This window comes from Rhodococcus sp. 06-1474-1B, assembly GCF_002258885.1.
Lineage (GTDB): Bacteria > Actinomycetota > Actinomycetes > Mycobacteriales > Mycobacteriaceae > Rhodococcoides > Rhodococcoides fascians.
Map to the genome: position 1 here is coordinate 523,233 of NZ_NOYR01000032.1, position 25,563 is coordinate 548,795.

Consider the following 25,563-nt stretch of genomic DNA (forward strand, 5'->3'; position numbering starts at 1 on the left):
CGCCTCAGCTGGTGATGTCCTTGGTGGCGAATCGTCTCCACGCGATCAGCCCGAAGACCGCCGCGTAGGTGATGGCCGAGAACGATCCGACCACCATGTCGTTCCAGTCGATGTTCGTGCCGAAGGCGTCGATCCACGAGTTCGCGTAGTGCCCGGGCAGATAGTTGCGCAGCGACCCCAATGCCGTGATCTGATCGAGGATCTGCATCAGAATCGACGTCATCACCGCGCCGCCGACGGCCCCGAGAGGGGCGTCGGTGAGCACCGACAGCAACATCGCCAGACCTGCCACCCACAGCAGATTGACGCCGATGTAGGCGACCGCAATCAGTAGTCGCACCAGGGAAGTGCCGTACGACAGTCCCTCACCCAGCGGCGTGACCAATGATTCGGCACCGTACATCACCGTCCCGATCAGTAGGGACACTCCGACCAGCACCAGAATGGCGGCGCTGGACAGCGTGGCCGAGACGAGTGCCTTCTGGGTCAACAGTCGGCTTCGAGGAACTGGGATGGCGAGCAGGTAGCGCAGGCTCGACCACGAGGCCTCGCTCGCAACGGAGTCGCCGAAGAACAGCGCCACCACGACGATGAGCAGAAATCCGACGGACATGAACAGTGCGAAGACGGTGAAGTTCATGCCGCCTCGCGTGCCGAGCTCGATGAGCCCGCCGGCGTCGGAGTCGGCGCTGGAGCTGCCCACGGTGAAGGCGACGACAAGGATCACCGGTAGCAGGGCAAGGAAACCGATGGCGAGCTGAGTGCGTCGCCGGCCCAACTGTCGACGCAGTTCGGTACGAAACGGCAGGGTGCGGCCGCCGCTGTAGCCCGCTGCGCGGCCGTCTGCGTGCGTTGTACTCATGAGCGATCCTCGCTGGAGTCGGTCTCGTGAACGACTGTGCCTGGGGTATCTCGATGAACGAGGTCGAGGAACACGTCCTCGAGTCGGGTGGACTGGGAGAAGCCGCGGACCGACACCCCCGCCGTGACGAGTTCTCTGATGACGACGGCGGAATCGGCGTCGGTCAGGTCGACGGTCACGGTGCCGTCGTCGACGATCACCGCGCCGTCATGGCCGGCGGCGTCGAGTACCGACTGGGCGCGGTCGGCGTCGTCGACCCTGATCTCGGTCTGCCCTCCGGCCGCTGTCAGCTCGCGGACGGTGCCCGAGCTGATCACGGAGCCACGGTTCATGACCACGACGTGCGTGCACGTCTGTTCCACTTCGGCGAGGAGGTGGCTCGAGACCAACACGGTGCGCCCCGTCTTCGCGTAGTTGATCAGCACGTCACGCATGGTTCGGATCTGTGGCGGGTCGAGGCCGTTGGTCGGTTCGTCCAACACCATGAGATCGGGTAGACCCAGCATGGCCTGTGCAATGGCGAGGCGCTGACGCATGCCTTGGCTGTAGGACTTGACCTTGCGTTCGATCGCTGCGCCGAGGTCTGCGATCTCGAGTGCCTCGTCGAGGTGAGCGTCTTCGATCGGTCGCCCTGTCGCCTCCCAGTACAGCCGCAGGTTCTGGGTGCCGGTCAGATGCGGAAGGAAGCCGGAACCCTCGACGAAGGAGCCGAGCCGCGACAACACCGGGGCACCGGGTGTGACCTTGTGACCGAAGACTCGGATGTCGCCGCCGGTGGGGGTGATCAGGCCCATCAGCATGCGCAACGTGGTGGTCTTTCCGGCACCGTTCGGTCCGAGCAGTCCGAGTACCTGCCCCTGTTTCACCTCGAAGCTGACGCCGTCCACGGCACGGAACCCGTTCGAGTATGTCTTGGCCAGGTCGGTGATCACCAGGGGAGTGTCGACCAGAGCCTCGTCGACCTCGGCCACCGTGCGGCGTCTGGTTCGCACGATCGTCGCCACCACGATGCATCCGACGACCAGGACGACCACGCCGATTCCGATCAGTGGAGCGACGGGTACCGTGCTGTTCGCGCTCGCCACCGCGGGAACCGTCGGCAACGCGACGGACGTGTTCGCCATGGTCACGCTGAACTGTGCGGGCTCCAGCGGGACGGCGTAGGCCTGATCGGTGGTGGAGACGCTCAGTTCGAGACGATGACCTTGCTGGACGGTATAGCTGATTCCAGGGAGGGCGACGGTGACGTCGACGGGATCGATGCTCCCGGTGTCGGGCAGTCGGATGGCCGACACTGCGCCGCCGGGAAGGGTCCGTGTGCCGTTCGGGGCGACGTCGTACAGTTTCGCGAACAGCACAGCCTGGCCGGGCCCGGCGAGGGACGCCACCCGGAGATCGACTCTCGGCGCGCCGGTGATGGTCAGTGACGAGTCGACGGGCTCGCTGGTGAAAATCGCGGACTGGCCCGGAAGGTCCGCAGTCAGCGCTGCACCGGCTCCGGTCGATCCGAGTGTCGACAACACCGAACCCAGACCGGGGACCGTCGAGATGGCGGACGGTGACGCGCCGGGCGGACGAATGATCGTCCCGTCCGAGGCGGGGGTGAAGGTCACCGTATTCGTCTGTGTGGGTTCGGAGTTCGGGGTCAGGCCTGGGTAGTCGGGAGCCGTCATCCGACGATTGCGTTCTCCTCCTCGCTCATCGGCTGCGCGCTGCGTCGAATACACGAACGGCGCGCTCTCGGAGGTCGCGGGATCGGGGGTGCCGCGCAGAGTCCGGTCGAAGAAGTCCGCGACGGCTCGATCCGACGCACCGTTCGTTCCACCGGCATCGTGCCCACCGTCGAACCACCGAACGGTCACGTCACCGCCTGCGGCTGCGATCTGCCGAGCCGTCGCGTCGGCCTGGTCGAGACCGAACAGAGTGTCCTGGGTGCCCTGTAGGAGAAGCGTCGGAGCCGTGATGTTCGACGCCACCGCAACGGGCGAGTGGGCAGTCAACAGATCGAGTAGTGGCTGGCTGGGAATGCCGGTCACTGCGGATTGTGCGTAGGCGTCGCAGAATTCCTGGGCGAATCTGCCGCATGCGGATGCGCCACCGCCACCGCCACGGTTACCGTCCCCGGCACTACCGGGCGCAGCGCTGGAGGCACCCGCTCCGAAGAAGACCCCGGCCCATCCACGTTTGAGGACGCCGGGTCCGCCGTATTCGGCACCGGCCGGGGAGTCGGTGTTTCCGAGCGCTTCTCGACCTGCGGACGAGGTGACGCCGAAGTTGGGGAACAGGGCCTGGCCCAGGTCGTTCCAGGTGATGGCAGCGGCCACCGAGTCCACGCGGGGGTCTGTTCCGCCTGCGCTGAGGGCCAGTGCCCCGCCGTACGATCCGCCTGCCACGCCGACGTGGGGATCACCAGGAGCGTCGAGCTGTACTTCGGGCTGTTCGGCCAGCCAGTCGATCAGGCCGCGGGCATCGGCGACCTCGCGATCGGGGTCGTTGATGGAGATCGAACCCGTGCTGTCACCGAAGCCGCGTGCGGTGTAGGCGAGAACCACGTATCCGCGGGCGGCGAGATCACGAGCTTCGCCGTCGACCGAGTCCTTGCTGCCGCCGAAGCCGTGCGCGAGCAACACAGCCGGAGCGGGGGTGGACTCGGGAATGTAGAGCCGGGTGTCGAGGTCGACGGTCTCCGTCGAACCGGGGCTGTCCGGTAGCGTGATGCGCGCGTCACGCGTTGCTGTGTCGGCTTCGCGTCCCTGGGGGAGGAATGCGAATGCGAGGGCGGCCACGATCACGATCGAGATCGCGACGGCACCGAGAGCGAGGGCCCGTCTCGACAACGGCGGGCGGGGGATCGGCATGCAAACCAATGTATGTGAGTGGCGCGGATCGTGTTGTTCCCCAAGTTCACGTGCCGATCGTCGACTTCCGGCTACTGTCAGCGCATCAGTCCCCGGACCACGTCTTTCGGTCCTGTGACTTGCACCAATCCAGTTCGACCAGAAGTGTCACATCTGTGTGTGACCGACAAATGGAGGAATGAATGAGCGCCTACCGCACCGTCGTCGTCGGAACCGATGGCTCCGAATCGTCACTGCGGGCAGTGGAGAAGGCCGCGGCTCTGGCGGGAGATGCCGATGCCACCCTGGTGATCGCGTGTGCTTACTACCCGGCCGATCCGAAAGATACCTCTGCCGCCGCCGACGCACTCCGCGAGGACGCCTACCAGATCACCGGTTCGGCACCGACGCGCGAAATCCTGCGCACCGCCCGAGAGCACGCCACCAAGGCCGGCGCGAAGAACATCGAGGAGAAGCCGATCGTCGGAGCGCCCGTCGAGTCCCTCCTGGCACTCGTGGACGAGGTCAAGGGCGATCTACTCGTCGTCGGCAACCGTGGGCTGAACTCGCTGACCGGTCGCTTGCTCGGTTCGGTTCCGTCCGACGCGGCCCGCAAGTCGACCTGTGACGTGCTGATCGTCCATACCGTCCGCTGATTTTCTCGTAGTACGACAATCGGCCCGCCCCGTCGACGATGACGGGGCGGGCCGATTGTTCTCGTCGGACCGTTCTCGTCAGACCTCGGCGTCGGAGGGCTGCAGGGCCCCGAGCTCCTGGGGCAGAGGATCCACATGGACGACGCCGAGTCGCTGGGTTGCTCGGGTCAGGGCCACGTAGAGGTCGTTCATACCCTTGACGGACTCCGCAACGATCGCGCTCGGCTCGACGATGAGCACCGAGTCGAACTCGAGCCCTTTTGCGTCCTTGACCGTCGACACGGTCACCACATCCGACGCCAGGTGCTGCAGTTGGGAGACGAGTTCGGAGGGAACGAGCACTGCGCTCAGGCCGGGACGAGGGTGGTCGGCCACTCGCTTCTCGACCGTCGTCACCAGATCTGCTGCGGCTACGCGTTGAGCCCACGGCTCGACGCCGGTGCTGCGAATGGATCGCGGTTCGGACTGCTCCGGATCGATCGCCGCGAGCACGTCGTGCGCCACCGTCATGATCTCCGACGGCGTTCGGTAGTTGACCGTCAGTTCGGTGAGCTTCCAGCGTTGAGCCACATAGGGTTCGAGCACCGATCCCCAGGACGAGGTTCCGGCCGGATCACCGGTCTGCGCGGTGTCACCCACCAGTGTCATCCACCGATTGGGGATGCGCCGCATCACCATTCGCCATGCCATCGCCGACAGCTCTTGTGCCTCGTCCACGATCACGTGCCCGTAGGTCCAGGTACGGTCGCCGGCGGCGCGTTCGGCGGTGGTGAGTCGCTGACCCGAATTCTGGCGTCGCGCTAGCTGATCGGCGTCGATCAGGTCGTACGCCATCAGAATCTCCGGGTCCAGTTCGTCCTCGAGGTCCTGTGGAGCAGACCCGGTCAGGATGTCCAGTGCGCCCTGGGCATCGGCGATCTGGCCACGCCATTGACGCTGAGCCTGTTCACGTTCGGCAGCATCGTCGACGCCGAGCAGCTCGGCGAGCTCGTCGAGCAGCGGGGCATCCGCGGACGAGAAGCCGTGGCCGCGGCGCAGCAGCGACTCGCGCTCCGACTCGTCGAGCGCAGGTGCGGCCGATGCGATTTTCTCCGGCGATGCGAACAGGTCTCGAAGAACCTGCTGGGGCGACAGATCCGGCCACAACTCGTCTATCGCAGCCATCACGTCGTGGTCCTCGCGCATCTCGTCCCGCATGTCCGCAATGTCGTCGGCGCTGAGCAAGCTCGATCCGTCCACCACGTTCTGGCCGAGTTTCGCGGCCAGCTGATTGGCCAACTGGTCGATGACCGAGGACACGAACAGAGGCCGAGCCAAGTTGTGTGGTCGCCGGGAGGACCGGGCGCGGCCGCGGGCACGCGTGACTATCTTTCGATCGAGGGTGATGTCGTAGGTGTCGAATTTCAGCCGGCGCGGCTGTGCGGGCACCTCCTGGCGATCACGCACCGCCTGCGTCAGTACGTCGACCATCGACAGTCTGCCCTTGACCTCGGTGGCCAGAGCCCAATCCTCGCGCTGCGCACGGACTCCGGGGTACAGATCGCCGATCGTCGACAGCAATACCCCGGTTTCGCCCAGCGACGGCAGCACCTGGCCGATGTAGTCGAGGAACGTGGCGTTGGGCCCGATGATCAGGACACCGCTCTTGCCGAGCTGTTGACGGTACGTGTACAGCAGATACGCAGCTCGGTGCAGTGCCACGGCCGTCTTGCCGGTGCCCGGTCCGCCCTGCACCACCAGCACACTGCGATGCTGTGAGCGGATGATTGCGTCCTGCTCGCTCTGGATCGTCTCGACGATGTCGTTCATCTGACCGGTTCGCGCTGCATCGAGAGCGGACAGCAGCGCACCCTCACTGGCGACGCCACCCGCGACAGCCGCATCGTTCGACGACTGCGCGGACTCGAGGTCCAGGAATTCGTCGGCGATGGCGGTCACCTTGCGTCCGCGGGTACGAATATGCCTGCGGCGCAACACGTTTTCGGGAGCTGCCGGTGTCGCCAGATAGAACGGACGGGCCATGGGGGCTCGCCAGTCCAGCAGTAGTGTCTCGTAATCGTTCTTGTCGTCGAGGATGCCGACACGGCCGATGTAACGCTCGGGGCGGTCGTCGACTTTCGGATCGAGGGTGTCCGGGTCGAGGTCGATGCGTCCGAAGCAGAGCCCGTTCTCGGCTGCGTCGTACTTGGCGATGTCCTCGGTGTACATCTGGTTGAAGGATTCGCGCTCGCTTCGGGCCTGCGGTGTTCCGCCGGTCTCGAGCAGCACGGCGCGAAGTCGGTTTGCTGCATACTCGCGCAGCGAATCGAGCTGCGTGTACAACCGCGTCAGGTGCGCCTGTTCGAGGTCTTCCTCGATGGGTGCACCGGGATCGTTCGATGGGTGGCCGTCGTCCGGCAAAGGTTCTCCTCGGGAGTTCGGCCGAGGCGACGATATCGCCTCGAAATCAGCCAGAGCAGTCTACGCCGCAGAACGGCCCTGCCGCAGAACCGCGAGTTCTGGGACAGGGCCGTGCGCGCGAACGACGCCGAGCGTCGTGGGTAGACCTACTTCGCGTACTGCTGGAGCTTCTTGTCCAAGTTCTTCTGCGCCTTGGCAACTCGCTTCTCGAGCTTGGCCCGAGCCTGCTCGGTTGCCTTCTCGAGTTCCTTGTTCTGCTTCTCGGCCCGCTTACGAGCGCGCTTGCCGAGCGTGTCTACCCGATCCGACGCGATGTCGGCCCACGTGGCACCGCGCTTCTGAGCCTCTTCGGCCAGAACGGATCCCTTCTCGGCAGCGAGATCGGCGAGCTTCGCTCCGCGCTTCTGTGCCACCTCGGCCAGTTCACTGCGACGGTCGGCAGCGACGTCGACCAACTTCGAGCCCCGCTTCTGAGCGAGCTCGGCCCAATCCGAGCTGCGGTGCGCGGCCTTGTCGGCGAGCTTCGAGCCACGCTTCTGCGCTTCTTCGGCCAGATCGCTTCCGCGGTCGGCAGCAAGCTCGGCCAGCTTCGAGCCACGCTTCTGGGCTTCTTCGGCCAGCTCCGAACCCTTGTCGGCGGCGATGTGAGCCCACCGGTTCAGAGCGGGCTGCGCGACCTCTGCCAGCTCCGAGCCCTTCTCGCCGGCGATGTCGGCGAACTTGGCCAGCTTCGGCTGTGCGGCGTCGGCGAGCTTGGCCAGCTTCGGCTGTGCGGCGTCGGCCAGATCGGCACCGCGGCTCGCTGCGATCGAGGCAATTTCCTTGACGCGTTCCCCGGTGTCGTGAGTGGTGTGACCGGGCAGCGCAGAGACCACAGATTCCTGTGCGCGGCGTGCCGCCCGCTTGCTGCGCCACGCGACGGAGGGCTTGCCCTCGGTGTCGACGGCTGCGATCAGCAGTCCGCCGAGGAGGCTGAGGTTCTTGAAAAAGTGGATGCGTTGCGCAGCCTTGGTCTCCGGGTCGGTTTCGTTCCAGAACGCGTGTCCGGCCAGCGTCGTCGGAACGAGGCTTCCAGCCAGAGCGAGCGATGCGATACGCGGTGCCTTGCCGGTGGCCAACAGAATGCCGCCGGCGACCTGGATTCCGCCGTTGATCCGAACCAACGTCTCGGGATCGGTCGGCACGTTCGCGGTGACCTCGTTGGGCAGAGCATCCTTGCTCTGCTCGATCAACGGAGCGGCTGCCTTCGCCCTGCCGGCGGGATTACGAAGTGCATCGACGCCCCCGGAGATGAAAATCGTAGACATCAGCGGACGGGCGATACGGCGGACCAGCATTGACAGCCTCCTGCGTAGTTTCTCGTGTCATGGCGGTTGTACGTGCGGACTCGCACCGAAAGTAGATCGAAATCACCGGTGCGTGCACTTTTGTCACACTCTTCATACCCCGTGTTTCACGGTCTCAAGCACGTGCGGCGTCACCAGCCGCGTTCGCGCCATTCCGCCAGGTGCGGCCGCTCGTCACCGAGAGTGGTGTCCTTGCCGTGCCCGGGGTAGACGACGGTGTCGTCGGCGAAACGGTCGAACAATTTGGCGCTCACGTCGTCGAGCAGGTGGGTGAAGTCCTCGGGGCCGTTGGTTTTGCCGACGCCGCCGGGGAACAGGGAATCACCGGTGAAGAGGTGCGTCGTCTTGCCCTCGGCGTCGGTCAGCGCGAGCGCTATCGAGCCCGGAGTGTGACCGGTCAGATGCACCACATCGAACGTGAGCTCTCCCACCGACACCGTGTCGTGGTCGGCAAGAAAACGGTCCGGAGCTACCGGCAGCGGTTCTGCGTCCAGCTCGTGGGCCGCGGTGGGGGAGTCGGTGCCACCGGCGATATCGGCCAGCGCCTGCCAGTGGTCGGCATGCTGATGTGTGGTGACGATCAGAGACAGCGTCGGTGCGTTCTCGTCGAGAAGCAGTGAGATGCGGTCGGCCTCGTTGGCGGCGTCTATCAGCAGGGAATGGCCCGTTGCGGAACAGACGACCAGGTAGGTGTTGTTGTCCATGGGGCCGACCGACATCTTGGTGATCGTGGCTCCGGGGATCGTCCGCCGCTGCGGGGGTGAACCCTGTGCAACGACGCCGGTGTAATTGTCGTCGATGACCATGAGGTGCTCGTCCATTTCGAGGACGCTACCGTCGGCAGCAACGACGGGAGCGCCGGGGTCACGCTCGTGGAAAAGTGTGTCGGTACCTGGACCTACCATTGCTACGAGGTGAGGTTCGTCCCTCACCTCGACAGGTTTTCGACGTGGAGTCCTCGGCTACACGGCGTGTGATCGGTGCATCGGCACCACGCGTCATCATCGACTCGACGTCGGACAATGCTGCGCCGAGCAGCAACACGGCTCGACGTGCTCGTGAGAAAAGAAGGGAACACAGTGGCGGATCGCCTGATAGTGCGAGGTGCACGGGAGCACAACTTGAGGGGGGTCGATATCGACCTGCCCCGGGACGCGCTGATCGTGTTCACCGGTTTGTCCGGTTCGGGCAAGTCGTCTCTCGCCTTCGACACGATCTTCGCCGAAGGCCAGCGTCGCTACGTGGAGTCGCTGTCCGCATACGCACGGCAGTTCCTCGGGCAGATGGACAAGCCCGACGTCGACTTCATCGAAGGCCTGTCGCCCGCGGTCTCGATCGACCAGAAGTCGACCAACCGCAACCCACGCTCCACCGTGGGCACCATCACCGAGGTCTACGACTACCTACGGTTGCTCTATGCCAGGGCGGGCACTGCGCACTGCCCGGTGTGCGGCGAGCAGATCGCCAAGCAGACCCCACAGCAGATCGTCGATCAGGTTCTCGACATGGAGGAGGGCCTCAAATTCCAGGTCCTCGCGCCGGTGGTCCGAACCCGTAAGGGCGAGTTCGTCGACCTGTTCGACTCGCTCAACACCCAGGGCTACTCACGTGTGCGCGTCGACGGTGTCGTCCACCAGCTCAGCAGCCCGCCGGTCTTGAAGAAGCAGGAAAAACACGACATCGAGGTCGTTGTCGACCGACTCACCGTCAAGTCCAGCTCGAAGCAGCGGCTCACCGACTCGGTGGAGACCGCACTGCGGCTCGCGGACGGCATCGTGGTTCTCGACTTCGTCGACCGTGAGGAGAACGCCCCCGATCGGGAGCGTCGTTTCTCGGAGAAGCTCGCGTGCCCCAACGGCCACCCGCTGTCCATCGACGACCTCGAACCGCGATCGTTCTCGTTCAACTCGCCTTACGGCGCCTGCCCCGACTGTGTCGGGCTCGGCGTGCGCAAGGAGGTCGATCCCGAGCTGGTGGTGCCCGACGGTGATCTGAGTCTGGCCGACGGTGCCATCGCGCCCTGGTCGATGGGCCAGACGTCGGAGTACTTCGGTCGCTTGCTGTCCGGACTCGCCGACGCCATGGGCTTCGATCTGCACGCTCCGTGGAACAAGCTGCCGGCGAAGGTCAAGCGAGCTGTCCTGGAGGGCAGCGACCACCAGGTGCACGTGCAGTACAAGAACCGGTACGGCCGCACCCGGTCGTACTACGCCGAGTTCGAGGGCGTCATGCCCTTCCTGCACCGCCGCCTCGAGCAGACCGAATCCGAACAGATGAAGGAACGCTACGACGGCTACATGCGCGACGTTCCGTGTCCTACCTGCAACGGAGCCAGGCTGCGTCCGGAAATTCTGTCGGTCACCATCGCGGCAGGTGATTTCGGGCCGAAGTCGATCGCCGAGGTGTGTGAACTCTCCATCGCCGATACGGCCGACTTCCTCAACAGTCTCACTCTGGGGCGACGCGAGGAAGCGATTGCGGGCCAGGTCCTCAAGGAGGTTCAGGCTCGACTCGGCTTCCTGCTGGACGTGGGTCTCGAATACCTGTCGTTGGCGCGCACCGCGGGCTCGCTGTCCGGCGGCGAGGCCCAACGTATCCGGCTCGCCACGCAGATCGGCTCCGGCCTCGTCGGCGTGCTCTACGTACTGGACGAGCCGTCCATCGGACTGCACCAACGGGACAACCGCCGGCTCATCGACACGCTGACGCGACTGCGCGATCTCGGCAACACATTGATCGTCGTCGAGCACGACGAGGACACCATCCGTACCTCCGACTGGGTCGTCGATATCGGACCGTTGGCCGGTGAGCACGGCGGACGCGTCGTGCACAGCGGTTCCTACGCGGACCTCCTCACCAACGACGAATCGCTCACGGGTGCGTATCTGTCGGGTCGCATGGAGATCCCGCTGCCGGACACCCGTCGGGTGGTCGACAAGAAGCGACAGGTCACCGTCGTGGGTGCCCGTGAACACAACCTCCAGGGAATCGACGTCAGCTTCCCTCTCGGTGTTCTGACGTCGGTCACCGGTGTCTCGGGCTCGGGTAAGTCGACGCTGGTCAACGACATCCTCGCGACCGTGATGGCCAACAAGCTCAACGGTGCCCGGCAGGTTCCCGGTCGGCACACCCGGATCAACGGTCTGGACCAACTGGACAAGCTGGTTCGCGTCGACCAGTCGCCGATCGGCCGCACGCCCCGGTCCAACGCCGCGACGTACACCGGGGTGTTCGACAAGATCCGTACGTTGTTCGCGGCCACCACCGAGGCCAAGGTTCGTGGGTATCAGCCCGGGCGATTCTCGTTCAACGTCAAGGGCGGTCGGTGCGAGGCATGCTCGGGAGACGGCACGTTGAAGATCGAGATGAACTTCCTGCCCGACGTCTACGTCCCCTGCGAGGTGTGCGAAGGCGCTCGCTACAACCGCGAGACGCTCGAAGTGCACTACAAGGGCAAGACCATCGCCGAGGTCCTGGACATGCCGATCGAGGAGGCTGCCGACTTCTTCGAGGCCATCACGTCTATTCACCGGTACCTCAAGACACTCGTCGAGGTCGGCCTCGGTTACGTCCGCCTGGGTCAACCGGCGACGACACTGTCCGGCGGCGAAGCTCAGCGTGTGAAACTCGCAGCCGAGTTGCAGAAGCGATCGACCGGCCGAACCGTCTACATTCTCGACGAGCCGACCACGGGCCTGCATTTCGAGGACATCCGGAAGTTGCTCGGCGTGGTGAACGGACTCGTCGACAAGGGGAACACCGTGATTGTCATCGAGCACAATCTCGATGTCATCAAGGTCTCCGACTGGGTCATCGACATGGGGCCCGAAGGTGGTTCGGGCGGCGGAACGGTTGTGGCGCAGGGTAATCCGGAAGCCGTAGCAGCGGTGCCCGAAAGCTACACCGGAAAATTCCTGCAGGAGGCGCTCTCCCGCGAGGTAGTGGCGTCCACGCCGAAGGCGGCCCCGAAGAAGCGTCGGGCTCGTAAGGTCGCTGCGGTCTGACGCGAACACGTCGACGACGAAGCCGCATCCGGATTGCCGGATGCGGCTTCGTCGTCTGTGGGTGGGGTGGGGTGCGCTCGTTCAGTGCACCGGGCCGGTGTACTTCTCACCGGGGCCGAGTCCTGGCTCGTCCGGGTGTGCCGAGGCTTCCCGGAACGCGCGTTGCAGTGCCTGGAGGCCGTCGCGAATCGGTCCAGCGTGGGGACCGAGGTACTCGACCGACGCGGTGACCAAGCCGGCGAGTGCGGTGATGACGCGTCGGGCCTCGTCGAGATCGAGGTAGGGGCTCTCCGCGGGATCGGGCTCGGACAGACCCAGCTTCTCGGCCGCGGAACTCATCAGCATCACCGCTGCACGGCTGATGACCTCGACCGCGGGAACCTCGGCGAGTTCCCGGACTTCTTGCTCGATACCGGTGGGGTCGGTGCCTGCGGGATCGGCGGGCGTGGATGAACTGGTCATACCTACGAGAATCCCACGCCGCGGGTGCCGTCGGTCGGATCGGGTGTCGACTCGGCTTCATCGACCGGTGCGATTGTCGGTTTCGGCATTCTGCTGGTAGTCTGACTCGACGACCGTCTTCGGCGTGCGCTCCTCGATGGAGTTCACCGCATGGAGGCAGCAAGTGGAGCCCGACTCCCACCGGTATGTGATCCGAATGGATCGCTTCCGGTCCGGTCGCACGAAGGTCTCCCAATCGGGATTCCCCAGTGCTTCCTCCTCGTGAGGAGACTGTACGACGCGCTATGTCGTACGGATCGACCGGTCGACATCGGGCCCTGCTGTCGGTACAGACCGGCTGCAGGGTTTTTTCGTTTTCGGTGTTGGTTCGCCGAGCGTGATGTCGAGGTTCGAGGGCGACGGGCTGTGTAAGTGGCAGGCGGTCGGGTTACACACCACACCGCACTACCTAGGAGGCCCCATCAGCACTGAGACCCGCATCAACGATCGCATCCGAGTTCCCGAGGTCCGTCTTGTCGGACCAGGCGGTGAACAGGTGGGGATCGTGCGTGTTGAAGATGCACTCCGCTTGGCTCTCGAAGCCGACCTCGATCTTGTCGAAGTAGCTCCCGACGCACGTCCGCCGGTCTGCAAGATCATGGACTACGGGAAGTTCAAGTACGAGGCTGCGCAGAAGGCGCGCGAATCGCGCAAGAACCAGACGCTCACCGTCATCAAGGAGCAGAAGCTCCGCCCCAAGATCGACGCGCACGACTACGAGACCAAGAAGCGCAACGTGGTTCGCTTCCTCGAAGCCGGCTCGAAGGTCAAGGTCACCATCATGTTCCGTGGTCGCGAGCAGTCGCGCCCCGAGCTGGGTTTCCGTTTGTTGCAGCGCCTGGGTGCCGACGTCGCGGAACTCGGTTTCGTGGAAACGTCGGCCAAGCAGGACGGCCGCAACATGACCATGGTCCTGGCTCCGCACAAGGGTGCCAAGACTCGCGTGAAGGCTCAGGAAAGCGCTGCCGCGCCGCCTGCGCAACGCGCACCGGCCCCCGCGCCGGAACAGCCCGCCGCAGCAGCTCCGGCTGCCGAGGCACCGGCCGCAGCAGCTCCGGCTACTCCGGCTCAGACCAACTGAGCTTCGCGCTCTACCAGTAAGACAGTCCCGCACCCGCCTCGGTGCGCAGTCCGTTCCGAGGCGCTGCGTGGCTGTGCCATGCACCACCGAAGAGCTAATACAGAACAGAGGATTTCATGCCCAAGCAGAAGACGCACAGTGGTGCCAAGAAGCGATTCAAGGTGTCCGGCAGCGGCAAGATCCTGCGCCAGAAGGCCGGCCGTCGCCACCTGCTCGAGCACAAGCCCACCAAGGTGACTCGTCGCCTCGATGGTGTCGCCGTTGTCAAGAAGGCCGACGTGCCTCGGATCAAGCGCCTGCTCGGCATCTGATCCGGCTCGCCGCCGACTGATTTCGGTCGGCTTCATCCCATTACCATTCGGGGTTTCACACGCCCCCAGATCGACAGGATTCACCAGTGGCACGCGTAAAAAGGGCCGTCAACGCCCAGAAGAAGCGCCGTTCGATTCTCGAAGCGTCCAAGGGCTACCGCGGACAGCGCTCACGTCTGTACACCAAGGCCAAGGAGCAGCAGCTCCACTCGCTCACCTACGCGTACCGGGACCGCCGCGCGCGCAAGGGTGACTTCCGCAAGCTGTGGATCACGCGTATCAACGCTGCAGCGCGGGCCAACGACATCACCTACAACCGCTTCGTCCAGGGCCTGAAGGCCGCGGGCGTCGAGGTGGACCGCAAGATCCTCGCCGAGCTCGCTGTGTCCGATGCCGAGGCATTCGCCGGCTTGGTCGCCATCGCCAAGGCTGCATTGCCTGCCGATGTCAACGCTCCTGCTGGAGAAGCAGCCTGAGCGAGTCGCCGCACGACGATTCAACTCCGAAACGACCCGTGGATTCGCTGACCGAGCGAACTCCGCGGGTCGTTTCGGCCGTCAAGCTCGCTCGCGCTGCAGAGCGCAAGAAGACGGGACTGTTCCTTGCCGAGGGCTTCAACGCTGTGTCCGAGGCTGCTCGGTTCGGTTCGGTCCGCGAGCTGTTCTTCACCGCGGATGCCCTCGACCGACACGAGAGCCTCATCGCCTCCATCGAGGCCGGTGGCGCACGGGTGTTTCCGATCACCGATCGTGCCGCGAAGGCATTGTCGGACACCGTCACCCCGCAGGGTCTGATCGCAGTCACCGAGTTGGTCGACGTCCCGATCGACCGTGCGTTGGCAGGAACACCGCGGCTGGTGGCCGTTCCGGTGCAAATGGCCGAGCCGGGTAATGCCGGCACGATCATTCGTGTTGCCGATGCCGCCGGGGCCGATTCGGTGGTCCTGCTCGGCGACTCCGTCGACCCGCACAACGGCAAATGCGTGCGGGCCTCGGCCGGCAGCGTCTTCCATCTTCCCATTGCGCGGGAGCGCTCGATCGAAGACGGTATCGACGCACTGCGCCGTGCCGGCCTGACGGTCGTGGCGACTGCCGCCGACGGCGAAGTCGACTTGGACGACGCAGACGAGCTGCTCCAGCAGCCGACTGCGTGGTTGTTCGGCAACGAGGCCCACGGTTTGTCCCTCCCCGTTGCCCAAGCTGCCGATCACCGGATCAGAATTCCCATCCACGGTCGGGCGGAGAGTCTGAACCTGGCGACCGCCGCGGCACTGTGCCTCTACGCGAGCGCCCGTGTTCGACGACGGTCGGCGAACCCGTGAATACGGTCGCCTAGGATCGTTACCACTCTGCTTCGTGCAGACCGACCATTATTCGAGGAGTGCATCTGTCGTGGCGAAGAAAGAGTCCGGGCCCGAGCCGGTAGATCCGAGCGTTCTCGAAGAGTCCGCACTCGACGCTGCGGTGGACTCGGCCGAGCAGGCGTTCGCCGACGCGTCGGACCTCGATGCGCTCACGAAGGTCAAAATCGATCACGTGGGTGGAAAGGCACCACTGGCGTTGGCTCAGCGCGCCCTCGGAGCTCTACCCGGTGATCAGAAGGCGGACGCAGGCAAGCGCGTCAAGGTGGCACGAGACCGGGTGCAGAAATCCTTCGACGAGCGCCGCGCAGTGCTGTCGGCGGAGCGCGATGCAGCGATTCTCGTGGCCGAGACGATCGACGTGACGCTGCCGACCGACCGGGCACCCGTCGGAGCGCGCCATCCCATCACGATCATCTCGGAGCAGGTCGCCGATGTCTTCGTCGGTATGGGCTGGGAGGTCGAAGAAGGCCCCGAGGTGGAAACCGAGCACTTCAACTTCGACGCGTTGAACTTCCTGCCCGATCACCCGGCTCGCACGATGCAGGACACGTTCCACATCGCACCGGAGGGCTCGCGGCAGGTACTGCGTACGCACACGTCGCCGGTGCAGGTGCGGTCCATGCTCTCCCGCGACGTACCGATCTACGTCGTCTGCCCTGGCCGAACGTTCCGTACCGACGAGCTCGATACGACGCACACTCCGGTCTTTCATCAGGTCGAGGGGCTCGCGATCGACAAGGGCCTGACGATGGCGCATCTGCGCGGAACGTTGGACGCGTTCGCGCAGGCTCTGTTCGGCAGCGATACGCGCACTCGGATGCGGCCCAACTACTTTCCGTTCACCGAGCCCTCCGCCGAGGTCGATGTGTGGTTCCCGAAGAAGAAGGGTGGAGCCGGTTGGGTCGAATGGGGTGGCTGCGGAATGGTCAATCCGAAGGTGTTGCAGGCCAGCGGCATCGACCCGGAGGTGTACACCGGTTTCGCGTTCGGCATGGGTCTCGAGCGAACTCTGCAGTTCCGCAACGACATCCCGGACATGCGGGACATCGTCGAGGGGGATATCAGGTTCACTCTGCCCTTCGGTGTTCAGGCCTGACGCGGCCACTCTCCAGCCCCACTTCATCTCGGATACAAGAAAGAGCTGAGCACACGTGCGAGTCCCACATTCCTGGTTGACCGAGGTCCTGCACGCGGGTACTCCCGACTGGTCCGTCTCGCCCGACGAGCTCGACGCGGGTTTCGTACGCGTCGGTTTCGAGGTCGAGGAGCTGGTCTCGTTGGACAACGTGACGGGGCCCCTCGTGGTGGGTCGGGTCGAGTCGATCGAGGAACTGACCGAATTCAAGAAGCCCATTCGGTTCTGCCTCGTGAACGTGGGGGCCGACGAGCCGCAGGAGATCGTCTGCGGTGCACGCAATTTCGCCGAGGGGGACCTCATCGTCGCGGCGCTGCCCGGCAGCGTTCTGCCGGGCGGGTTCGCCATCGCGTCGCGCAAGACGTACGGCCGCAACTCCAACGGGATGATCTGCTCGACGCTCGAGCTCGGTCTCGGCCGGGACCACTCCGGCATCCTGGTGCTACCGGAAGGGACTGCGCAGCCCGGCGACGATGCCAAAGTCGTTCTGGGCCTCGATGATTCGGTGATCGAGCTGAACGTGACACCGGACCGCGGGTACGCCTTCTCGGTACGCGGCCTGGCTCGTGAGTTGGCGTGCAGCTTCGATCTTCCGTATGTGGATCCGGCGCGCACGATGCCCACCGAGGTCACCGGTGACGCCTGGCCCGTGACGGTCGAGTCTGAGTCCGGTACTTCTCGGTTCGCTCTGCGCAAGGTCGTGGGTATCGATCCCGCTGCCGTCACTCCCTGGTGGATGCAGCGGAGACTGCTGCTGGCCGGGGTGCGACCGATCTCGGCGGCCGTGGACGTGACCAACTACGTGCTCCACGAACTCGGACAGCCGTTGCATGCTTTCGACGCAAGCAAGCTCGACGGTCATCTCGTCGTGCGGCGCGCGAATGCGGGGGAGACGCTCACGACGCTCGACGGCGTCGAGCGGTCGCTCGATGCGGAAGACGTGGTCATCGCCGACGGAACGGGAGCCATCTCGTTGGCCGGCGTCATGGGCGGGGCGTCCACCGAGGTCGACGACTCGACCAGCGATGTCGTTCTCGAAGCAGCATCGTTCGATCCGCTCGCGGTGTTCCGAACCGGCCGTCGCCACAAGCTGTCGAGCGAGGCGAGCAAGCGTTTCGAGCGGACTGTGGATTCGGCGCTCCCGGTTGCGGCGCTCGATCGGGCCGCACAGTTGCTCGTCGAGATCGCCGGTGGACGTATCGAACCGGTGCTGACCGACATCGGCGAGGCTGCCCGGTTCCCGTCGGTGACGATGGACTTCGACCTGCCCGATCGGATCGCGGGTGTGCAGTACCCCGACGGGACCGCTGCTCGACGGCTCACTCAGATCGGATGCACCGTCGAGGTGGATGTCGACGGTGGCGGCCACGGACAACTGGTCGTCGATCCTCCCTCGTGGCGACCCGACTTGGTGCAGCGCGCCGATCTGGTCGAAGAGGTGCTGCGGCTCGAAGGGCTCGAGAAGATCCCGTCGATTCTGCCGTCCGCTCCCGGTGGGCGCGGCCTCACCGCCGAGCAGAAGCGTCGGCGGGCAGTCGGCAAGGCCCTTGCGTTCGCCGGCTATGTCGAAGTTCTTCCGCCGGTGTTCCTGCCCAAGGGAATCTTCGACACGTGGGGCCTCGACGCGGACGACCCGCGCCGGGCGACGACGTCGGTGTTGAACCCGCTCGAGGCCGACCGCCCCGAGCTTGCGACGACCGTGCTTCCCGGTCTGCTCGAAATGCTGAACAGGAACATCGCGCGCGGTCAGCGGGACGTGTCGTTGTTCGGAATCGCCCAGGTCGTTCTCCGGCACGACGCGACCGCTGCAGTGGACGCGTTGCCGGTCGATCGGCGACCGACCGACGATCAGATCGCGATGCTCCGTGGGTCCCTCCCCGCACAGCCGGTGCACGTGGGCATGGTGCTCGCCGGTCAGCGTGAGCCCTCCGGGCCCTGGGGACCGGGCCGAGCAGCCGAGGCCGCAGACGCGTTCGCCGCTGTGCGCACGGTTGCCGCGGCGTCCGGCGTGCACGTCGATCTTCGTGCAGCACACCACCTTCCCTGGCATCCGGGCCGGTGCGCCGAGGTTCTTCTCGACGGTGAGGTCGTCGGGCACGCAGGCGAACTGCATCCGGCCGTGCTCGAGCGAGCCGGTTTGCCGCCGCGTACGTGTGCGGTGGAGCTGAGTTTGAGCGCTCTGCCCGTCGTCGAATCGCTTCCGGCCCCCGAGGTATCCCCATACCCGGCCGTGTTGCAGGACGTCGCTGTCGTGGTCGACGCGTCCGTGCCCGCTGCGTCCGTCGAGGCTGCGCTGACGATCGGCGGTGGAGAACTGCTCGAGTCCATCCGACTGTTCGACGTCTACGAGGGTGAGCAGGTCGGCGAGGGGCGTAAGTCGTTGGCGTTCGCCCTCCGGTTCCGCGGTTCGGACGGAACCCTGACCGAGGATCAGGCGACGGCGGCTCGCGACGCAGCCGTGGCGGCGGCATCCACAGCGGTCGGTGCCCAGCTGCGTAGCTGAACCGTCGACGGCGCGGCCGGTGTTGTGCGTAGCGTGGTGTCATGACGGGCACGACGACGGGAGCAGCCGATGAGTGAATCCGACACGCAGGCCACGGCCTCGGATCTGCAGGTGTTGAACGAGGTTCTCGCGGCGGTGGTTGGCCGACCTCGGTTGGCTCCGGTGGCAGCGGCGGCATCCGCTCTGGCGGCCGAGTTGGGGACGGCGGAACCCGAGCCCGCCGGTCCGGATCGCGGCGTCCCGCCGGGAACCGTTCCCGATGTGGATGTTCCGCAGGTGACGAAACCTCGTATCGACCAGCCGCTCGGCGATCCACCACCGGGAGCTCCGTTGGGCGGAACGGTGCCGGGCGTCATCGATGCGGAATTGGTAGACGACCTGCCCGTCGGCGGGGGTGGGGGTTATGTCGGCGGTGCGACTACGGGCGAGTTCACCGACTCCGGGGTGCCGACCTGGGACGGGGTGCGAGAGAAGGTGGAGCACCGCTCGGGTACGGCTGTCGGGGCGGAGGAGCTGGACCGGGAATCGAGAGCCGGTCAGGACCTGGACAAACAGTGGAACGATCGGCAGGAAGCCGGCCGAAAGAAGCTCGACGAAATTCGTAGATCGATGGGTAGCAGCTAGCTAGCGTTTCCGGCCCGCCGATGAATGAGCTTGCATGATGCTGCATAATAAACCGCATGACTATTTCGGAGGCAACGCCGAAGCGCATCGCGGTGGCGGGTGCCAGTGGCTACGCCGGTGGTGAGATCCTTCGCCTGTTGCTCGGCCACCCAGCTGTACGCGACGGCTCGTTGGTCATCGGAGCGCTGACTGCGGGCGGCAATGCAGGCGCGACGCTGGGTGAGTTCCATCCCCATCTGCTGCCGCTTGCCGACCGTGTTCTCGGCCCCACGACGGTCGACGAACTCGCCGGGCACGACGTGATCTTCCTCGGGTTGCCGCACGGCAAATCCGCCGAACTCGCGCTTCGGTTGCCCGAATCCGTGGTGATCATCGACTGCGGTGCCGATTTCCGCCTCAACGACTCGGCAGCCTGGGAGAAGTACTACAAGTCCCCGCATGCGGGGACTTGGCCGTACGGGCTCCCGGAGCTACCGGGGCACCGCGAGCTCCTGGTCGGGGCCACGCGTATCGCCGTGCCCGGGTGCTATCCGACGGTGTCGAGCCTAGCCCTGGCCCCGGCAGTTGCCGCCGGAATCATCGAGCCACGGGTCAACATCGTTGCGGTCACCGGCACGTCCGGTGCGGGCCGGGCACCCAAGGCCGACCTGCTGGGCTCCGAGGTGATGGGCTCGGTTCGCGCATACGCGGTAGCAGGCGCGCACCGGCACACTCCCGAGATCGTGCAGAACCTGTCGGCTGTGGCCGGTACCGACGTGTCGGTGTCGTTCACTCCGGTACTCGCGCCGATGCCGCGTGGCATTCTGGCCACCTGTACGGCCGTGACCACCGCTACCGAGGCTCAGGCCGTCGAGGTGTACGAGAAGGCCTATGCCGCAGAGCCTTTCGTTCATGTTCTTCCGGCCGGGCGGCTGCCGCAGACCGGTTCGGTCATCGGATCGAACGCCGTGCAGATGAGTGTGTCCGTCGATGCAGACGCCGGCTTGCTGGTGGTCATCGCGGCCATCGACAACCTGGCCAAGGGAACAGCCGGTGCAGCAGTGCAATCGATGAATCTGGCGTTGGGAATCGACGAGACCGACGGTCTCTCTACCGTAGGAGTTGCTCCATGACCGGCCTGAAGAGCGAGACGGATACGGTCGCCTCGATCGCGGGGAAGCTCGTGCGTTCCCAGGGCGTGACGTCTCCCGCCGGATTCCGTGCGGCCGGGATTCCCGCGGGTATCAAGGCAAGTGGCAGGTCCGATCTGGCTCTGGTGTTCAACGAGGGCCCGGACTTCACGGCAGCGGGCGTCTTCACCCGCAACAAGGTCAAGGCCGCGCCGGTGCTGTGGTCGCAGCAGGTGCTCACCACCGGTCGGCTTCGCGCGGTGGTGTTGAACTCGGGCGGTGCCAACGCTTGTACCGGTGCACCCGGTTTCCAGGACGCGCATCGGACGGCCGAGGAGGTCGCATCCGTGTTGAGCAACTGGGGTTCGGAAACAGGGGCCATCGAGGTTGCCGTGTGCTCGACAGGTCTCATCGGCGATCGGTTGCCGATGGACAAGCTGTTGCCGGGGGTGACCGAGGTGGTGCACGAACTGGCCGGCGGTATCTCCGGTGGCACCGATGCCGCTTACGCGATCATGACCACCGATACCGTTCCGAAGCAGGCCGCGATTCATCACGCAGACAAGTGGAATGTCGGTGGCATGGCCAAGGGCGCGGGCATGCTCGCACCCTCGCTGGCCACGATGCTCAGTGTCATCACCACCGACGCCGTCGCGACCGCGGAGCAGCTCGACACCGCGCTTCGTGCGGCCACCCGGTTGTCCTACGACCGACTCGACGTCGACGGCGCATCCTCCACGAACGACACGGTACTGCTGCTCTCCTCCGGGGCGAGCGGTGTGAGCCCGTCGCAGGAGGACCTCGACGCTGCTGTTCTGGCGGTATGCGACGACCTCGCCGATCAGATGATGGCCGATGCCGAGGGCGTCACGAAGCGAGTGAAGATCACCGTCTCCGGTGCAGTATCCGAGGACGAGGCTCTCGTCGGTGCGAGGACGGTCGCCAGGGACAGTCTCACCAAGACGGCCCTATTCGGTTCGGACCCCAACTGGGGCCGTGTACTCGCGGCGATCGGTATTGCTCCGATCGAACTCGATCCGGATCGGATTGCTGTGTCGTTCAACGGCAATCCGGTGTGCATCGACGGCGTCGGCGCTCCGGGTGCGCGCGAGGTCGACCTGTCGGGAGTCGATATCGCCGTGACCATCGAACTCGGACTCGGGTCCGGTACGGCCACGATCAGAACGACGGATCTCTCCCACGCCTACGTCGAAGAGAACTCGGCGTACTCGTCATGACTGCTGCTGCAACGCAATTGACGGCAGCGCAGAAGGCGTTCACGCTCGCCGAGGCGCTGCCCTGGCTCCAGCGCTTCTCGGGCAAGATCGTCGTGGTGAAGTACGGCGGGAACGCCATGATCGACGACGATCTCAAACGAGCGTTCGCCGCCGACATGGTGTTTCTACGCACCGTCGGAATTCACCCCGTCGTCGTGCACGGCGGAGGCCCGCAGATTTCGGCCATGCTCACCAGGCTGGGCCTGACGGGTGAGTTCCGCGGCGGATTTCGGGTCACCACACCGGAAGTCATGGACATCGTTCGGATGGTGCTGTTCGGGCAGGTCGGCCGTGAACTCGTCGGCTTGATCAACAGTCACGGGCCGTATGCCGTCGGAATCTCGGGGGAGGACGCACACCTGTTCACCGCGACGCGTCGTTCGGTCCTGGTCGACGGCGTCGATACCGATATCGGTCTGGTGGGCGACGTCACCTCGGTAGATCCGAAGGCGATCTTCGATCTGATTGCCGCAGGCCGCATTCCGGTGGTCTCCACCATCGCACCCGACAGTGACGGCGTGGTGCACAACATCAACGCCGATACCGCTGCTGCTGCTCTCGCCAGTGCGATCGGGGCAGAGAAGTTGGTCGTGCTCACCGATGTCGAGGGTCTCTACACGGCGTGGCCCGATCGCAGTTCCCTGACCTCTCGAATCGACGCGTCGGAACTCGACGCATTGCTGCCCACGCTCGATGCGGGAATGGTTCCGAAGATGGAAGCGTGCCTGCGGGCCGTTCGTGCCGGTGTGCCGTCGGCGCACGTCATCGACGGTCGCGTCGAACATTCGGTTCTGGTGGAGCTGTTCACCGGAGAGGGGATCGGCACCATGGTCACCCCCGATCACTCGTCTACGTCAGGAGTCACGTCATGACCGGCACGCAGTCCACGGTCGATCTACAGCAGCGGTGGTCCACGTCGCTGATGGACAACTACGGTGTGCCGCGCGTAGCGCTCGTCCGAGGCGAAGGCGCTGTGGTGACCGACGCCGACGGCAAGCAGTACCTCGACCTGCTGGCCGGTATCGCCGTCAATATCCTGGGCCACGCTCATCCTGCGGTGATCGAGGCGGTCACTGCTCAGCTCTCCACTCTGGGTCATACGTCGAATCTGTATGCGACGGAACCGGGTATCGAACTGGCCGAGCAATTGCTCGCACATCTGGGTGCGGGCGCGACGGGACGAGTGTTCTTCTGCAACTCGGGTACCGAGGCCAACGAGGCGGCGTTCAAGATCGCGCGTCTGACCGGTCGTCCCCACATCATTGCCGCCGAGAAGGCCTTTCACGGACGGACGATGGGTGCACTGGCGCTCACCGGACAAGCCGACAAGCGAATTCCGTTCGAACCCATGCCTGCCGGTGTCCAGCACGTGCCCTACGGAGACATCGCCGCGCTCGAGGCAGCCGTCGATTCCGACACCGCCGCAGTGTTTCTCGAACCCATCATGGGGGAGGGCGGCGTGGTCGTTCCTCCCGACGGGTATCTCGTTGCCGCACGTGAGATCACGGCGAAGCACGGCGCGCTGTTGGTCCTCGACGAGGTGCAGACCGGTATCGGCCGCACGGGCTGGTTCTACGCCCACCAGTCGGTCGGCATCGTGCCCGACGTGATCACCTTGGCCAAAGGACTGGGCGGGGGTCTGCCCATCGGAGCCTGCATCGGTATCGGGGCGGCGGGGGAGTTGTTGCATCCGGGCAAGCACGGCACCACCTTCGGCGGCAACCCGGTCTGCGCCGCTGCTGCGTTGGCTGTGTTGCGGACCATTGCCGCCGACGACCTCGTTTCGCACGCCGACAGTCTCGGCAAGACCATCGCTCATTCCATCGAGGCTCTCGAACACCCTCTCGTCAGCCATGTTCGGGGCTCCGGGCTTCTGCTCGGAGTGGTGCTCACGGCCGCAGTTGCGCCTGCGGCCGAGGCGGCGGCCCGTGACGCAGGCTTCCTGATCAATGCAGCGCAACCAGACGTATTGCGGCTCGCACCGCCGCTGATCATCACCGAAGAGCAGGCCGCGTCGTTCGTCTCGGCACTACCGGCAATTCTCGACGCAGCACAGGAGGCACACCAGCCATGACCGTTCAGCACTTCCTTCGCGACGACGACATCACCCCGCAGCAGCAGGGAGAAATCCTGGCGCTCGCGGCCGAGATCAAGCGGGCTCCGTTCTCCAAGCGGCCGCTCGAGGGTCCGAAGGGCGTCGGTGTGATCTTCGAGAAGAATTCCACCAGAACTCGGTTCTCGTTCGAGTTGGGCATTGCGCAGTTGGGCGGCCACGCCGTTGTGGTCACCGGAAGCGACACTCAACTGGGACGCGAGGAGACTCTGCAGGACACCGGCCGCGTGCTGTCCCGCTACGTCGAGGCGGTCGTCTGGCGTACGTTCGGCCAGAAGCGACTGGAGCAGATGGCAACGGGTGCAACGATTCCCATCGTCAATGCGCTGTCCAACGAATTCCATCCCTGCCAGGTCCTCGCCGATCTGCAGACGCTGATCGAGCACAAGGGAAACCTGACCGGGAGGACGCTGGCGTACTTCGGCGACGGTGCCAACAACATGGCACATTCGCTTCTCATCGGCGGAGTGACCGCGGGACTCGATGTCAGGATCGCCGCTCCGAAGGAATTCGCACCACTCGGTTACGTCCTCGATGCCGCACGTGCGCGCGCCGAGGAGACCGGAGCGTCCATCACGGTGACCGAAGACCCCGACGAGGCCGCCGACGGTGCCGACGCTCTCGTCACCGATACCTGGACATCGATGGGTCAGGAGAACGACGGACTCGATCGAGTCGCTCCGTTCCGGCCCTACCGCATCGACTCCGAGCTGCTGTCGAAGGCGAAATCCGATGCGGTCGTGCTGCATTGCCTTCCTGCCCACCGCGGCGAGGAAATCACCGACGAGGTGCTCGACGGTCCGCACAGTGTCGTCTGGGACGAGGCCGAGAACCGTCTGCACGCGCAGAAAGCACTGCTGGTCTGGCTCCTCGAGCAGGCTCGGCGACCGTGAGTGACGACGTCACTGCGGTTCCGCTGACCGCGTCGACCCGCGCGGGCAGACAGGCGCGGATCATCGCGTTGCTGGCCACGCATCAGGTGCGCAGTCAACCGCAGCTGGCGTCGTTGCTCGCCGCCGAGGGGATCGACACCACCCAGGCGACGCTGTCGCGTGACCTCGAAGAGTTGGGTGCGGTGAAGTTGCGCGCTCCTGACGGCGGCGTCGGGGTGTACGTGGTCCCCGAGGACGGCAGCCCGGTGCGCGGGGTGTCGGGCGGAACCGACCGTCTCCTGCGGCTGTTGGGGGAGCTGTTGGTGTCCACCGATCACAGCGGAAACCAGGCAGTTCTGCGGACACCGCCCGGAGCTGCGCATTACCTGGCCAGCGCCCTCGATCGTGCTGCATTGCCGGAAGTCGTGGGAACGATCGCCGGGGACGACACGATCCTGCTCATCGCCCGTGAACCGACCACCGGCGGCGAGATCGCCGACAAGATAGAAAAGCTCGCTCGACGCGGAAACTGAGATCCGGTCACTCCGCACTGCACCACACGAACCACG

21 protein-coding genes are annotated in these 25,563 nt (G+C 65.2%); 15 read left to right on the forward strand and 6 right to left on the reverse strand.

The features are described from left to right. Positions 1 to 4: 4 nt before the first annotated feature. Together CH266_RS20340 and CH266_RS20345 are read right to left on the reverse strand one after the other, a co-directional pair. Entirely contained in the window at positions 5 to 862 is an 858-nt protein-coding gene (locus CH266_RS20340; protein ID WP_032365525.1) for an ABC transporter permease, read from the reverse strand. After that, on the reverse strand, positions 859 to 3,720 hold the full coding sequence (locus CH266_RS20345) for an alpha/beta fold hydrolase (RefSeq protein ID WP_094716021.1): 2,862 nt from the start codon (positions 3,718 to 3,720) through the stop codon (positions 859 to 861). Before CH266_RS20345 ends, CH266_RS20340 begins: the two co-directional genes overlap by 4 nt. A 182-nt stretch (positions 3,721 to 3,902) precedes the next feature. Here CH266_RS20345 and CH266_RS20350 point away from each other — a divergent pair, with 182 nt between their 5' ends. Continuing rightward, entirely contained in the window at positions 3,903 to 4,355 is a 453-nt protein-coding gene (locus tag CH266_RS20350) for a universal stress protein (RefSeq protein ID WP_008715916.1), read from the forward strand. Positions 4,356 to 4,433: 78 nt separating this feature from the next. Here CH266_RS20350 and CH266_RS20355 read toward each other — a convergent pair whose 3' ends face one another. The 3 genes from CH266_RS20355 to CH266_RS20365 all read right to left on the reverse strand — a co-directional run bounded on the left by CH266_RS20355 (position 4,434) and on the right by CH266_RS20365 (position 8,922). Next, complete coding sequence (locus tag CH266_RS20355) at positions 4,434 to 6,755, reverse strand: HelD family protein (protein ID WP_094716022.1); 2,322 nt, start codon at positions 6,753 to 6,755, stop codon at positions 4,434 to 4,436. Positions 6,756 to 6,901: 146 nt separating this feature from the next. After that, positions 6,902 to 8,092 (reverse strand): DoxX family protein, encoded by a 1,191-nt coding sequence (locus tag CH266_RS20360; protein ID WP_027497246.1) that lies wholly within the window; start codon positions 8,090 to 8,092, stop codon positions 6,902 to 6,904. Between the two features lie 140 nt (positions 8,093 to 8,232). Then, positions 8,233 to 8,922: an MBL fold metallo-hydrolase gene (locus CH266_RS20365; RefSeq protein ID WP_032374317.1), complete on the reverse strand. Its 690-nt coding sequence runs from the start codon at positions 8,920 to 8,922 to the stop codon at positions 8,233 to 8,235. A gap of 258 nt (positions 8,923 to 9,180) precedes the next feature. On the opposite strand from CH266_RS20365, the gene uvrA reads away from it, so the two are divergent. Then, entirely contained in the window at positions 9,181 to 12,105 is a 2,925-nt protein-coding gene (gene uvrA / locus CH266_RS20370) for an excinuclease ABC subunit UvrA (RefSeq protein WP_094716059.1), read from the forward strand. Between the two features lie 81 nt (positions 12,106 to 12,186). Here uvrA and CH266_RS20375 read toward each other — a convergent pair whose 3' ends face one another. After that, a complete protein-coding gene (locus CH266_RS20375; RefSeq protein WP_027497243.1) occupies positions 12,187 to 12,567 on the reverse strand; it encodes a DUF1844 domain-containing protein in 381 nt (126 codons plus the stop codon). Positions 12,568 to 12,946: 379 nt separating this feature from the next. Here CH266_RS20375 and infC point away from each other — a divergent pair, with 379 nt between their 5' ends. The 13 genes from infC (at position 12,947) to CH266_RS20440 (ending at position 25,527) form a co-directional block, all read left to right on the forward strand. Continuing rightward, a complete protein-coding gene (gene infC, locus CH266_RS20380; RefSeq protein WP_045841242.1) occupies positions 12,947 to 13,687 on the forward strand; it encodes a translation initiation factor IF-3 in 741 nt (246 codons plus the stop codon). 116 nt (positions 13,688 to 13,803) lie between these two features. Next, positions 13,804 to 13,998, forward strand: a complete 195-nt coding sequence (gene rpmI / locus CH266_RS20385) for a 50S ribosomal protein L35 (protein ID WP_008715923.1) — start codon at positions 13,804 to 13,806, stop codon at positions 13,996 to 13,998. Positions 13,999 to 14,084: 86 nt separating this feature from the next. Continuing rightward, on the forward strand, positions 14,085 to 14,474 hold the full coding sequence (gene rplT / locus CH266_RS20390; protein WP_008715924.1) for a 50S ribosomal protein L20: 390 nt from the start codon (positions 14,085 to 14,087) through the stop codon (positions 14,472 to 14,474). 38 nt (positions 14,475 to 14,512) lie between these two features. Continuing rightward, positions 14,513 to 15,319, forward strand: a complete 807-nt coding sequence (locus tag CH266_RS20395; protein ID WP_027497241.1) for a TrmH family RNA methyltransferase — start codon at positions 14,513 to 14,515, stop codon at positions 15,317 to 15,319. Between the two features lie 70 nt (positions 15,320 to 15,389). Further along, positions 15,390 to 16,457 (forward strand): phenylalanine--tRNA ligase subunit alpha, encoded by a 1,068-nt coding sequence (gene pheS, locus CH266_RS20400; RefSeq protein WP_027497240.1) that lies wholly within the window; start codon positions 15,390 to 15,392, stop codon positions 16,455 to 16,457. A 55-nt stretch (positions 16,458 to 16,512) separates the two neighbouring features. Further along, positions 16,513 to 18,999: a phenylalanine--tRNA ligase subunit beta gene (gene pheT / locus CH266_RS20405; protein ID WP_094716023.1), complete on the forward strand. Its 2,487-nt coding sequence runs from the start codon at positions 16,513 to 16,515 to the stop codon at positions 18,997 to 18,999. A gap of 69 nt (positions 19,000 to 19,068) precedes the next feature. Continuing rightward, positions 19,069 to 19,623, forward strand: a complete 555-nt coding sequence (locus tag CH266_RS20410; protein ID WP_057473442.1) for a hypothetical protein — start codon at positions 19,069 to 19,071, stop codon at positions 19,621 to 19,623. A gap of 56 nt (positions 19,624 to 19,679) precedes the next feature. Beyond that, entirely contained in the window at positions 19,680 to 20,735 is a 1,056-nt protein-coding gene (gene argC, locus CH266_RS20415) for an N-acetyl-gamma-glutamyl-phosphate reductase (protein WP_094716024.1), read from the forward strand. Further along, a complete protein-coding gene (gene argJ / locus CH266_RS20420) occupies positions 20,732 to 21,970 on the forward strand; it encodes a bifunctional glutamate N-acetyltransferase/amino-acid acetyltransferase ArgJ (protein ID WP_094716025.1) in 1,239 nt (412 codons plus the stop codon). Before argC ends, argJ begins: the two co-directional genes overlap by 4 nt. Then, positions 21,967 to 22,881, forward strand: coding sequence for an acetylglutamate kinase (gene argB / locus CH266_RS20425; protein WP_027497235.1), 915 nt, complete (start codon positions 21,967 to 21,969; stop codon positions 22,879 to 22,881). The genes argJ and argB overlap by 4 nt, the downstream gene beginning before the upstream one ends. Continuing rightward, positions 22,878 to 24,083 carry an acetylornithine transaminase gene (locus CH266_RS20430; protein ID WP_027497234.1) on the forward strand — a complete coding sequence of 402 codons (1,206 nt, stop codon included), beginning with the start codon at positions 22,878 to 22,880 and terminating at the stop codon, positions 24,081 to 24,083. The genes argB and CH266_RS20430 overlap by 4 nt, the downstream gene beginning before the upstream one ends. Next, on the forward strand, positions 24,080 to 25,015 hold the full coding sequence (gene argF / locus CH266_RS20435; RefSeq protein WP_032365513.1) for an ornithine carbamoyltransferase: 936 nt from the start codon (positions 24,080 to 24,082) through the stop codon (positions 25,013 to 25,015). Before CH266_RS20430 ends, argF begins: the two co-directional genes overlap by 4 nt. After that, positions 25,012 to 25,527, forward strand: a complete 516-nt coding sequence (locus tag CH266_RS20440; protein ID WP_032365512.1) for an arginine repressor — start codon at positions 25,012 to 25,014, stop codon at positions 25,525 to 25,527. Before argF ends, CH266_RS20440 begins: the two co-directional genes overlap by 4 nt. The last annotated feature ends 36 nt before the right edge of the window (positions 25,528 to 25,563 follow it).